The sequence below is a fragment of the Caldalkalibacillus uzonensis genome (assembly GCF_030814135.1).
GTDB lineage: Bacteria > Bacillota > Bacilli > Caldalkalibacillales > Caldalkalibacillaceae > Caldalkalibacillus > Caldalkalibacillus uzonensis.
On the sequence record NZ_JAUSUQ010000010.1, the window covers coordinates 126,984 to 139,155 of the forward strand.

Sequence of the window (12,172 nt, forward strand, 5' to 3'; positions counted from 1 at the left end):
CGAATGGTTTCATAGATTCGTCTCTATTCTACTATATTTATGCCTCACTTAAAAAAGATTTGCAGTAATTGTCAAACCGTAGCCAAGGTTTTTAGGTTATAATGTAAGAGATTTAGAAATTAATCTGTGAAAAAAGAGGATTTTTTAGGATAGATGTCGAATATACTACATGCCAAAATAATGGAGTGACACCCCATGATTGAATTGCAAGATGTATCCAAAGTATATCCTAACGGAGTAAAGGCGTTACATAATGTGTCGGTTAAGATCGAGAAGAGTCAGTTTGTATATCTCGTGGGTCCCAGTGGAGCTGGTAAATCAACGTTTATTAAATTGATGTACAGGGAGGAAAAGCCGACCTCAGGTGATATCTATATCAATGGTCAAAATATTACCCGTATTAAGAACCGGCATACGCCCTATTTGCGCCGGTCTGTTGGGGTTGTCTTTCAAGATTATAAACTGTTGCCCCGGCTGACATCTTATGAAAATGTCGCCTTTGCTCTGGAAGTGACAGAACGTCCAGCACGTGAAATTAAAAAGCGTGTGATGGAAGTACTCGACCTGGTTAATTTGAAACACAAAGCCCGTTCCTATCCTCACGAGTTGTCAGGAGGGGAGCAGCAGCGGGTGGCCATTGCCCGTGCATTGGTGAACAAGCCGAACATATTAATTGCGGACGAGCCTACTGGCAACCTTGATCCCGACACCTCGTGGGAGATTATGCAGCTTTTTGAGAGAATCAATCTGAACGGAACGACAGTTGTTATGGCCACGCATGACAAAGAAATTGTCAACGCCATGAAAAAACGCGTGATTGCCATAGAGGGTGGACAAATCGTTCGAGATCAGCTTAGAGGGGATTACGGTTATGAAGATTAGAACACTCGGACGGCATATCCGCGAAGGTGTTAAGAATGTTGGCCGCAATGGATGGATGACTGTGGCTTCCATCATTTCAGTCTCCATTACACTTTTGGTCTTGGGCACCTTACTGATTTTGGCTTTTAACATTAATCATATGGCTGGCAATATTGAAAGTGAGGCGGAGATACGGGTACTGCTTGAGTTGGAAGCTTCTGATGAAGAGGTTCAAAGGATAGAGGGTGCCATCAAGCAGATTCCCGAGGTTGAGAGTGTCACCTTCATCTCCGGTGAAGAAGCTTTGGATGAACTGATTGAAAACATGGGCGAAGAAGGGCGGCATTTTGAGGAGTTTAAGGGTGAAAATGTATTGCCTCACACCTTTGTGGTTCGCACGACCAACCCGCAAGATGTTCATCAGGTTGCCGCTGATATAAAAGGTATGGAGGCGGTCTACAAAGTGAACGATGGTGGAGAAACCACTAGGACATTATTCAGTGTCACCCAAACGATCCGCAATGTGGGGCTGGTTTTCATCATTGGCTTGGCCTTTACCGCCATGTTGTTGATTGCCAATACCATTAAAATGACCATTACCATGCGCAAACCGGAAATCGAAATTATGAAATTGGTAGGGGCTACCAATGCTTTTGTCCGCTGGCCATTCTTTGTTGAAGGGCTGATTTTGGGGATAATTGGTGCTTTGATTCCCATTGTGATTTTGACTTTTGGTTACTATCAATTGCTTGAGAGAGCCTACCAGACACTGAAGCTGCCATTTTTTGAGCTGTTGCCGCTTGTGCCGTTGATCTATCAAATTGCCTCGATTTTGTTGGGGATCGGTGCTTTTATCGGTATTTGGGGCAGTATGATTTCCGTGCGCCGCTTCTTAAACGTTTAGGTTAATAGGGATAAACATAGAGAACATAGAGGTTGATAGAGGAAAATGAGAGTCTGCCATAAGGGGTCATTACGCCTGTCTTTTCATGTTAAGCACGACTAACCCGGGCTTAACTGGACAAAGGGATGGAGGAGAGGAGGACAACGACGTGCACAGCAAAGTGAGGACGATCACACTAATGGCGATGCTGGTGAGCGTGGCCCTGGTCATAACCAGCATCGCGGGGGAAACAAACCTGATTACCCCTGTGGCCCATGCTTCAACAGATGCTGAAATCAAGAGGCTGAAAGAGGAAATCAAGCAGATTGAACAAAATGAACAAGATGCTGAGCAGAAGCGCCAAGAGCTGCAGCAGCAACTGAAAGATCTGGAGACGCGCCAGGCTAAGGAAGAGCAGGCACTGAAAGAAATTGAAAGCCGCATCAGCCGCACCGAAGAACGGATCAGACAGAAAGAGAAAGAAGTGGAAGCAACAAAGGAAAAAGCCCACCAGACCGCTTTGGAGCTAAAAGAAGCTGAAGAGCGCGTGGAGGAGCGGCGGGAATTATTGAAAACCCGTTTGCGTTCCATATATGAATCTGGTGGAACAGTTTCCTATCTTGATGTGCTCATGGGTGCGGGCAGTATCGGTGATTTCCTTCAGCGCCTGGACTTGCTTAGCATTATTATGGAAACAGACCAGCAAATCTTGACAGAGTTTATTGAGGAGCAAAAACGGATTGAACAAAAGAAACAAGAGCTGGACCAGCTTTTGGCACAGTTGGACGAGCAGCTGACCGAACTGGCAGCCTTGCAGAGCCGTCTGAGAGCGGAGAAAAAGGAACAGGAGGTTAAGATTGCCTCCCTCCGTGAGGAACAGGAACAAGTAAAAGAATATGATGAAAAAGAACAGCAGAGATTATTGGAGTTGGCGAACCAGAAATCCCGCTTGATTCGGGAGAAACATGCTGCTGAACTCAAGAAAATGGAAGAAGAGAGAAAACGACAAGAGGAAGAGAGAAGGCGCCAACAACAGGCAGCAAGTGGTGCGTCTCCGGCAAATAACTCCGGTTCATCAGCCAGCGGCAATCAAGCGGCAACTGGTGGAGGACAACTGGCCTGGCCTGTATCGCCCTACTATCCGATCAACTCCGGTTACCGTCCGCCGCATCGCCCCAACCATAACGGTGTTGATATGGCTGCTCCACGGGGCACCAATATTGTCGCTGCTGAAGCCGGTATCGTCTCCCATGTTGTCAGCGGCTGCCGGGAAGGCGACAGCAGTTGCGGAGGGGGATTTGGCAACTACGTTGTCATTGCTCATCCAAATGGTATAAACACTCTGTATGCCCATGCTTCAAGCATCCTCGTTTCCGTAGGCGATCCAGTCTCCCGTGGCCAGGTGATTGCCAAAGTGGGAAATACTGGTCGTTCTACTGGACCGCACTTGCACTTTGAAGTGCATAAAAATGGTCAACGTGTCAACCCCACCCCATATCTGTGGTAAAAATAAGCATAGTGCGTACAGGCTTATCATACACATAAACAGAGGCTTCACACATGGACAGTGTGTCCTGTGCAGAAGCCTCTTACTCAATCTGGCCAAGGGTGGTGGGAACAATGCATTTTAGAGGTCGTACAGTACTGATGATGATCATTCTAACCATCATTGCCAGTAGTTCGGTCACGATGCTGGTGGCCGGAGGGAATGGAGAACAAGCTGCCCCTCCTGAAGAACAGGCTGGCGACATAGGAGGCGTTCATAACACACAGTATGACCTGGATAAAATATACGAAGCCTTTGAAAAAATCCAGGAAAATTATGTTCTGGAAGTAGATGAAGAAGAATTAATTGAAGGTGCCATAGAAGGCATGCTGAACAAGCTGGGTGATCCTTACTCCGTTTACATGGACGAGGAAGCTGCACGCCAATTGCATGAGAATCTAAGCTCCTCTTTTGAAGGAATTGGGGCTGAGGTGACTATCAAAGATGGAAGGGTCACCATCATTGCTCCTTTTAAAGATTCACCGGCGGAAAAAGCAGGACTTAGACCTCTTGATCAGATCATCAGTGTCAATGGTGAAAATATTGAGGGGATGGATCTCTATCAGGCCGTGTTGAAAATCCGCGGCCCCAAGGGCACGGAAGCAAAATTGGAGATTGTCAGGTCTGGGGTGTCCGAACCTTTTACCGTAACGGTCATCCGTGATGAGATTCCCCTTGAGACCGTGTATACACAAAAAATTACAGCTCAGGGAAAAACATTCGGCAAAATCCAGATTACATCCTTTGGACAAGATACAGCCGAACGCTTTAAAGAAGAGCTGGACCGCTTCGAACAGGAAAACATTGACGGTCTGATTATTGATGTGCGTGGCAACCCGGGCGGTTATTTAGATACCGTGCGGCAAATCGGCCAATTGATTGTTCCTTACGAGAGTATCATTACGGAGATCATGGACCGTTCTGGCGAAAAAATGGTTTATCGCTCCACATTAGACAATCCTAAGCCGTACCCCATTACCATTTTAGTGGATGAAGGCAGTGCCAGTGCCTCCGAAATTTTAGCTGCAGCCTTGCAAGAGGCAGGAAATTACAAAGTGATTGGCGAACCTACCTTTGGAAAAGGAACTGTACAGAGTACCATTGACCTGGAGGATGACAGCCAGATCAAACTGACCATTGCCAAATGGTTAACCCCTAATGAAAATTGGATCAACGAAACAGGAGTACAACCTGATGTACAGGTTTCCCAGCCAGAGTTTTTCAGAGCGGCCTACATTACAGCTGATCCGGAATTGAAACGGGATATGAATAATGAACAAGTACGCAACTTGCAAATCATGCTTGAAGGTCTGGGATATCATCCGGGACGTAAGGACGGATATTTTAACTTGGAAACCGAACAAGCGGTCAGAAGCTTTCAAGCTGATCATGATCTCTCTGTGACAGGGGTTGTCGATGAAAAGACAGCTCAAGTGATCCATGAACAGATTTTTGAGCTGGTCCGGGATCCGCGTTATGACCGGCAATTGCAGAAAGCGGTTGAAGTTTTGCTGGAAGAGCTTGGGGATAAAAAGTAGAAGAGACCATCTTAGTAAACAGTGCCAGAAGAGGAGGGGGGATGGAGATGATAGCAGACTGGGGGATAGCTATTGTTCAGGCAGTTCCGGCGCTCGTGCTCAACCCTTTTACCTATTTGCTTATTTTCTTAATTGTGATGCAGTGGAGAAGGCAAATTGCCATTGAACGGAAATTGTTTGGTACTAAACTTCATGCTTGGGGAGAAGAGCTTCTCTTTGCTGTGGGTATGGGCGTGCTGGGAGGACTGCTGATCTCCCTTCCCCTCCTGATTCTGGGGGTTGTTCTGCCCCTGGACGCTTTTGTTTATCTGTGGCTGATTGCCCTCCTGCTGATGGCCGTGCGGGTGCGATACCTTTGTTTTGCCTATGCAGGCAGTGTGTTGGCTCTGTTCAGTTTGGCAGCGCGGTGGTTCCCTGCTCCCGGCAGTGGGTGGATCGCTTCAGTTTGGGACAACTTGCAAGCGCTCCCCCTTCCTGCATTGTTTGCCATGGTAGCCTTACTGCACCTGGCCGAAGCACTTTTAATTTATCTCAGCCGCTTCAGAGCAGCCACTCCTATTTTTGTCCGCAGTAAACGGGGCCGGATAGTTGGTGGCTATGAGTTGCGCCACCTCTGGTTTGTACCTTTATTCTTGGTGACGGAAAGTGGACAAGGCACCTTAACGCCATTGTTTCACAGCTGGCCCATATTCGCGCCGGATGCCTCACTTTCCTTTGGATTGGTGTTACTGCCCGCTGTGCTTGGATATTCGGAACAGGCGGTCGCCTCCACACCTGAACAAAAAATGCGTTTTTCCGCCCGGTGGCTCATGTTGTATGCCTTGACTCTACAGGGGTTAAGCTTGGCCGCGGTATACATGGAATGGTTTATTTGGTTAGCTATATTGTTCGCTTTTATGGGTCATGAAGCTCCCATTGTGTACAGCCGTTACAGGGAAGAGAGCCGGGCACCTATCCATGTCCATCCCCGCCGGGGGTTAAAAATATTGGCCGTGATTCCCTACTCACCTGCCGCTAAGATGGGGCTTAGGGCAGGCGAAGTGATTATTAAAGTGAATGGAAAAGTTGTCAATAGACGGCAGGATTTGTATGAGGCGTTGATTGGCAACAAAGCCTTCTGTAAATTGGAGCTGCTCAACACGGAGGGGGAAGTGAAATTTGCTCAATCTTCCATTTATGAGCATGATCATCACCAATTGGGCATTATATTAGCTCCCGATGAAGAGGTGCCATATTACATAGATTATCTGGATATCAACTTGCTCCGTCTGCTCAAAATAAAGTTCAAACGCAACACCCAGTTCGTCCCAACATTGCGAGAGGAGCAGGAACATGCCTAAATTGTTAATTGCCGACCGTGATGCCACAGAGCGTACCGGGATTAAATGGTTTGTGGCTTCCCATCATTTGCCCTTTACCCAGGTAGATGAGGCGGCTGATGTGGATCAGTTGATCCAATATGTTGAAACATATTGCCCTGATGTGGTTGTTCTGGAGTTGGAGATGATCCCAGATGCGGCTCTTGCTCAAGTCACCCATTTATTGAAGACCTATGTGCAGACGGTGATTTGCCTGACCACGGAATCCGTTTTTGAGCGGGCCTTGCAAGCGATTGAGTTGCAGGCCGCTTCATTATTAGTGAAGCCTCTCGAGCTTGGGCGTCTGCAACAGGCCCTTCGACAAGCATGTGTTGAGCGCTCGACTGACGTTTCCATTCTCCGTCAAACAGCAGTGCAGAATGATGCTTTAGCCCATCAAGAAGCATTAACTTCTACTGCTTTGTTCATCGACCATGCCTTGGAATATTCCCCTGCATGTCTACTCGTTCAACCGGAAAAAGCAGCGTATAACAAGGAGCTGTATCACTGGCTGCAAACGTTCCATTTTCCCGTGCAAACTTTTGTTTATCCGCTAAGTGACATGGTGGCCTGTGTACTTTCATTCTCAGCAGAAGATGAGCACAAGGAAAATGAACAAGAACTATTGCAGCAGGAAGGACAACGGCTGTTGCAGCAATGGTGGGAGCATCATCAGTCACGGGTGAGCATCGCCATTCATCCCTCTTACTTGCCTGCTGCCAGTTTGCATCAGATTTATTTACGCACCAAGGAGGCCCTAAAACTGCAGTTTTATAAAGGCCATCAGCAGTTGTTTTGGGTGGATGAGCAGCCCCCTTTCATCACCATTGATCCTTTCTTGACCCCAGATGAGCAACGGACGTGGATTCAGCATTTGGAACAAGGCAGTAAGCAAGAGATTAAGCGTTGGCTGTATGCTGCCTTTACCCAGTTTTCCCATGGTTTGCCCGAACCGGATTTGCTGCGCATTCGCCTGACCAGTATTCTGGCCCAGTTGCGCCGCTTTATGCAAACGTATCATCTGGATCAAGACCCATCTCTGGACACCGCCTATCACAGTGTCTTTCAATCCATCTTGTACGCTCCAATATTATTTAGTATTGTACAGGATATGCTGCTGTTCTGTTTTGACCTCATTGACGGAGCAGCCCGTCACAAACAAAGCCAAACTTATGATGTTGTGGAGAAGGCATTACAAGTCATTGAAAGTCGTTATGGTGAACATGATTTAAGCTTGCAAGCAGTAGCCAAAGAGGTTGAGCGCAGCCCTGGTTATCTCAGTGCCCTATTAACCCGGCGCAAAGGCAAAACATTCCGGCAGCTCCTGACCGAACTGCGTATGGAAAAAGCCAAGCGGCTATTGGCAGAAACTGATCTTTCTGTACGGGATATCAGCGAACAGGTCGGTTACGGGGACCCCAACTATTTCAGCAGGGCTTTCAAACAACACCTGGGTCTGTCTCCGCGTGCTTTCCGTTTTTGGAGGTGTGATAAATGAAGAAAACAACTACAACCATCATAACTCTATTGTGCAGTTTCCTTTTATTTGCTTTTGGAATATATAGAATATTAACCGGAACACTTTCGTCAACTCCTTTAATAGTGGCGTATATTTTCGCTATTACAGGTTTTTTTGGAATAGTAGTAAATATTGTCAAGCTGAGAAAAATACGAGCGACTTAAAAACTCGTGGAGTAGAACTTTTTGTTTCAAAATCGTGAAAAATATAAGCTAACATATCTGAGACATAAAGAAAAGTAAGTTTGGAAGGGCTTACTTTTCTTTTTTGTCTATTTCACCTTTGATAAGTCCAGTTTTTTGTGGGGCTGCTTTCTGTTTTTAGAGCCGCTTTCCACCTAAAATGAAGTTAAGCAATGATCTGAACTTGAAAGGGAGAGAGCGGAATGGAGCTTGATTTAAAGCAGATTAAAGCACCAAGAGGGAACACATTACGGACGAAGGGCTGGATTCAGGAAGCTGCATTGCGCATGCTGCTGAATAACCTGGATCCGCAAGTAGCCGAACGACCAGAAGATTTGGTGGTATACGGGGGAATCGGTAAGGCCGCCCGCAACCGTCAATGTTTTGAACGCATCGTGCAAACATTGCAAGAGCTGGAGTCTGACGAAACATTGCTCGTCCAGTCCGGCAAACCTGTGGCTGTCTTTAAATCCCATCCCGACGCGCCGCGGGTGCTGTTGGCCAATTCCAATCTTGTTCCGGCTTGGGCCAATTGGAAACACTTTAATGAGTTGGAGAAGAAAGGTTTGATCATGTACGGGCAGATGACGGCTGGCAGCTGGATCTATATCGGCAGCCAGGGGATTGTGCAGGGCACCTATGAAACGTTTGCTGAATGTGCCCGTCAACATTTTGGCGGCACACTAAAAGGCACCGTTACCGTCACGGCAGGTTTAGGAGGGATGGGTGGCGCTCAACCGTTGGCTGTCACCATGAACGGCGGGGTTGTCATTGCCATCGAGGTGGATGAGACCCGCATCAAGCGCCGGCTGGATACCAAGTATTGTGATACCATGTGCACAGATCTGGATCAGGCCATCGACATGGCTGAACAAGCCAAACGGGAAGGCAAAGCATTGTCCATAGCTTTACTGGGCAACGCGGCTGAAATTTTACCGCAAATGATTACGAAAGGGTTTATCCCTGATATTGTCACCGACCAGACCTCAGCCCATGACCCATTAAACGGCTATCTGCCGGCCGGCATGAGTTTGGCAGAAGCTCATGAACTGCGGCAAAAGGATCCTGATGCCTTGGAGCAAAAGGCCAAAGAAAGCATTGCGGTGCATGTAAAGGCCATGCTCCAGATGCAAAAACAGGGGGCCATCGCCTTTGACTATGGCAACAACATTCGTCAGGTAGCAAAAGATATGGGGGTTGAGAACGCCTTTGATTTCCCCGGTTTTGTCCCGGCCTATATCCGGCCCCAGTTCTGCGAAGGAAAAGGTCCCTTCCGCTGGGTGGCTTTATCTGGGGATCCGGAGGACATTTACAAAACAGATGAGGTCATTTTGCGTGAATTCAGTTACAATGAAGGATTGTGCCGCTGGATCAAAATGGCCCGGGAAAAAATCACCTTCCAGGGGCTTCCGGCCCGCATCTGCTGGCTGGGCTATGGAGAACGGGCTCGCTTTGCCAAATTGATCAATGACATGGTAGCCAGTGGTGAACTGAAAGCCCCTATCGTCATCGGTCGCGATCATCTTGATTCAGGCTCAGTGGCATCTCCCAACCGGGAGACAGAAGCCATGAAGGACGGCAGTGATGCCATTGCCGACTGGCCCATCCTCAATGCCTTGATCAATGCCGTCGGGGGCGCCAGCTGGGTATCCGTTCACCATGGCGGAGGCGTAGGTATGGGATATTCCCTGCATGCCGGCATGGTCATTGTGGCTGATGGAACGCAGGAGGCCGAACAGCGTTTGCAGCGCGTTTTGACCACTGATCCTGGCATGGGTGTGGTCCGCCATGCGGATGCCGGGTATGAACTGGCCATTGAAACAGCCAAACAAAAAGGGATCAAAATGCCCATGTTGGACTAGGGGGATACACTTTATGGATGGTCAATTTTAGTGAAGGAGGCGGTGGGAGATGACCCGTCAGCACACCAAACAACCGAAACCGCTCTTGATTCGCCGGGCTGGACAGCTGGTCACCTTAAAGGGAAGCTCAGAGCGGCCGCTGATTAAGGGACAGATGCGGGAATTGGGGATTGTGGAGAACGGTTCGGTCTGGATTGAGGACGGTAAAATCATCATGGCTGATACGGATGAAGCGGTGCTGAACCGTTTTGGCGACCGCCTGTCTGAAGCAACTGTGATCGAGGCGAACGGCAGGCTGGTCACACCTGGGTTAGTGGACCCCCATACCCATTTGGTCTTTGTTGGCAGCCGGGAAGATGAGTTTGAAATGCGGCTGAATGGGGCGACATATATGGAAATTATGGCGGCGGGGGGCGGCATCCACCGCACCACCCGGGCCACCCAGGCTGCTGGCGAAGAAGAACTGTATAGAGAAAGTTACAAGCGTCTGGATCAATTCTTAAAACATGGCGTGACGACCATTGAAGCCAAAAGCGGCTATGGCTTGACTGTGGAACATGAACTGAAGCAATTGCGCGTGGCCAGTCAATTGAACAAGGATCATCCTGTGGATATTGTCTCCACGTTTATGGGGGCGCATGCTGTTCCGCTGGAATACAGGGACAACCCAGATGAGTTTGTGCGTATCGTTATTGAGGAGATGTTGCCTGCTGTGGCAGAAACAGGCCTGGCTGAATTTAATGATGTGTTCTGTGAAAAAGGGGTCTTTACCCCTGAACAGTCAGAACGCATTTTGGAGGCGGGCAAACGCTACGGACTGAAGCCCAAAATTCATGCCGATGAGATTGAGCCCTATCAAGGGGCTGAAGTGGCCGCCAGAGTGGGAGCCGTCTCTGCTGACCATCTCCTGCGGGTTTCTGATGAAGGCATCCGTCAGATGGCGGACAAAGGGGTTGTGGGTGTGCTCTTGCCTGGCACCGCATTTTTCCTGATGGCTGAGTTTGCCAATGCCCGCAAAATGATTGACGCTGGTGTGCCTGTGGCTTTGTCCACGGACCGCAACCCGGGCTCCAGCCCCACTGAATCGCTGCCCTTGATCATGAACCTGGGCTGTTTAAAAATGGGCATGACACCGGCGGAAGTTCTGGCCGCTGCCACGATCAATGCGGCCCACGCCATCAGCCGCGGGCATGAAATCGGCAGCCTGGAGCCGGGCAAACAGGCTGATGTTGTCATCTGGGATGCGCCCAACTATGCCTATCTGCAATACCATTTCGGAGTCAATCTGGTGGATACCGTCATTAAACGGGGCCAGGTGGTGGTGAAAGGAGGCCAACGGGTATGACCTATCCCTATCCCCAGCTTAATCCCCCACCGTTCCGCTGGATGGCACGAAATACCACTGAGCCTAAAGTGCATGAATGGATCCGCACCATCGATCCCGAGCAGGCAGCTGAGTATGACTGGAGCCAAGTGGACGTGACGATTGTGGGTATCCCCTTATCCCGTTCTTCCATCAGCGCTTCAGCGGCCAGTGAGAATCCGGAAGCCATGCGGCAGGCTTGGAAAAGTTTTGTGCCCTACTCCATTGATGAAGATGTGGATCTCACGCCCTTGCATGTGGTCGATGTGGGGGATGTGCGCCAGCATGTGACAGATATCCCTTACTGCCACCGGCAAATCAAAGAGGCGATGATCAGCATGCGCCGCACCCATCCCCATGCTTTGCCCATCATGCTGGGAGGCGATCATTCCGTCACCGCCATGTTGGTCAAGGGCTGGAAGGAGGCCCATCCCGAGCAGCGTATCGGGTTGTTGCAGTTTGACACCCACTTTGATTTGCGTTCGGTAGTAGAACTGGGCCCAGCGAACGGAACCCCTGTCCGCCAGCTGATTGAGAGCGGAACCGTCAGGGGGGAAGATGTATGGAACATTGGCCTGCATGGCTACTTTAATGCCCTGTCCTTAAAAAAATATGCCGATGAACATGGTGTAAACTATGTCACCTTAAAAAAAGCGAGACAGCAAGGCCTGCAGGCCACTTTGCAGGAAGCACTGGCTGATCTGGAGCGTAAGGTGGATGTGATCTACCTGACCGTGGATATGGATGTGCTGGATATGGCCGATGCGCCCGGCGCTCCGGCTGCCACCCCGGGGGGCATGCGCACGGATGAGCTGTTTGAACTGGTGCTTCAGGCCGGACAGCATGATAAAGTACAGGCGATGGATATCGTTTGCCTGGATCCCCACAAGGATGTGCGCCAGGTGACGGTGAAAGCCGGGGTGTATGTTATGTTGACGTTTTTAACAGGATTTATGCTGAGGAAACAACACAACAGGATATGACAAAAATAACATAGCATCCATTTTAAGCCACATGAACCGAACAGAGCCATTTGCTCTGTTCAGCAACAAAAATGTCT

The 12,172-nt window shown here is 49.0% G+C and carries 9 protein-coding genes; all 9 read left to right on the plus strand.

From position 1 onward, the window contains the following. Window positions 1-195: 195 nt before the first annotated feature. The 9 genes from ftsE to J2S00_RS13755 all read left to right on the plus strand — a co-directional run bounded on the left by ftsE (window position 196) and on the right by J2S00_RS13755 (window position 12,095). Complete coding sequence (ftsE, locus tag J2S00_RS13715; protein ID WP_307340851.1) at window positions 196-882, plus strand: cell division ATP-binding protein FtsE; 687 nt, start codon at window positions 196-198, stop codon at window positions 880-882. After that, window positions 872-1,765, plus strand: a complete 894-nt coding sequence (gene ftsX, locus J2S00_RS13720) for a permease-like cell division protein FtsX (RefSeq protein ID WP_307340854.1) — start codon at window positions 872-874, stop codon at window positions 1,763-1,765. Before ftsE ends, ftsX begins: the two co-directional genes overlap by 11 nt. 148 nt (window positions 1,766-1,913) lie before the next feature. After that, entirely contained in the window at window positions 1,914-3,251 is a 1,338-nt protein-coding gene (locus J2S00_RS13725) for a murein hydrolase activator EnvC family protein (RefSeq protein WP_307340857.1), read from the plus strand. A gap of 113 nt (window positions 3,252-3,364) precedes the next feature. Continuing rightward, window positions 3,365-4,828 carry a S41 family peptidase gene (locus tag J2S00_RS13730; protein WP_307340859.1) on the plus strand — a complete coding sequence of 488 codons (1,464 nt, stop codon included), beginning with the start codon at window positions 3,365-3,367 and terminating at the stop codon, window positions 4,826-4,828. A 47-nt stretch (window positions 4,829-4,875) separates the two neighbouring features. Further along, window positions 4,876-6,168 carry a PDZ domain-containing protein gene (locus J2S00_RS13735; RefSeq protein WP_307340862.1) on the plus strand — a complete coding sequence of 431 codons (1,293 nt, stop codon included), beginning with the start codon at window positions 4,876-4,878 and terminating at the stop codon, window positions 6,166-6,168. Continuing rightward, window positions 6,161-7,684, plus strand: coding sequence for a helix-turn-helix domain-containing protein (locus J2S00_RS13740; protein WP_307340865.1), 1,524 nt, complete (start codon window positions 6,161-6,163; stop codon window positions 7,682-7,684). The genes J2S00_RS13735 and J2S00_RS13740 overlap by 8 nt, the downstream gene beginning before the upstream one ends. A gap of 406 nt (window positions 7,685-8,090) precedes the next feature. Next, window positions 8,091-9,749 carry a urocanate hydratase gene (gene hutU, locus J2S00_RS13745; protein ID WP_307340868.1) on the plus strand — a complete coding sequence of 553 codons (1,659 nt, stop codon included), beginning with the start codon at window positions 8,091-8,093 and terminating at the stop codon, window positions 9,747-9,749. Between the two features lie 49 nt (window positions 9,750-9,798). Beyond that, window positions 9,799-11,094 carry an imidazolonepropionase gene (gene hutI, locus J2S00_RS13750; protein ID WP_307340872.1) on the plus strand — a complete coding sequence of 432 codons (1,296 nt, stop codon included), beginning with the start codon at window positions 9,799-9,801 and terminating at the stop codon, window positions 11,092-11,094. Then, complete coding sequence (locus J2S00_RS13755; RefSeq protein WP_307340874.1) at window positions 11,091-12,095, plus strand: agmatinase family protein; 1,005 nt, start codon at window positions 11,091-11,093, stop codon at window positions 12,093-12,095. The genes hutI and J2S00_RS13755 overlap by 4 nt, the downstream gene beginning before the upstream one ends. Window positions 12,096-12,172 lie beyond the last annotated feature (77 nt).

Coding starts and splice junctions, on each gene's coding strand:
- J2S00_RS13735 (WP_307340862.1), top strand. CDS start 4,876: ATGATAGCAGACTGGGGGATAGCTATTGTTCAGGCAGTTCCGGCGCTC.
- hutU (WP_307340868.1), top strand. CDS start 8,091: ATGGAGCTTGATTTAAAGCAGATTAAAGCACCAAGAGGGAACACATTA.
- hutI (WP_307340872.1), top strand. CDS start 9,799: ATGACCCGTCAGCACACCAAACAACCGAAACCGCTCTTGATTCGCCGG.
- J2S00_RS13740 (WP_307340865.1), top strand. CDS start 6,161: ATGCCTAAATTGTTAATTGCCGACCGTGATGCCACAGAGCGTACCGGG.
- J2S00_RS13730 (WP_307340859.1), top strand. CDS start 3,365: ATGCATTTTAGAGGTCGTACAGTACTGATGATGATCATTCTAACCATC.
- ftsE (WP_307340851.1), top strand. CDS start 196: ATGATTGAATTGCAAGATGTATCCAAAGTATATCCTAACGGAGTAAAG.
- ftsX (WP_307340854.1), top strand. CDS start 872: ATGAAGATTAGAACACTCGGACGGCATATCCGCGAAGGTGTTAAGAAT.
- J2S00_RS13755 (WP_307340874.1), top strand. CDS start 11,091: ATGACCTATCCCTATCCCCAGCTTAATCCCCCACCGTTCCGCTGGATG.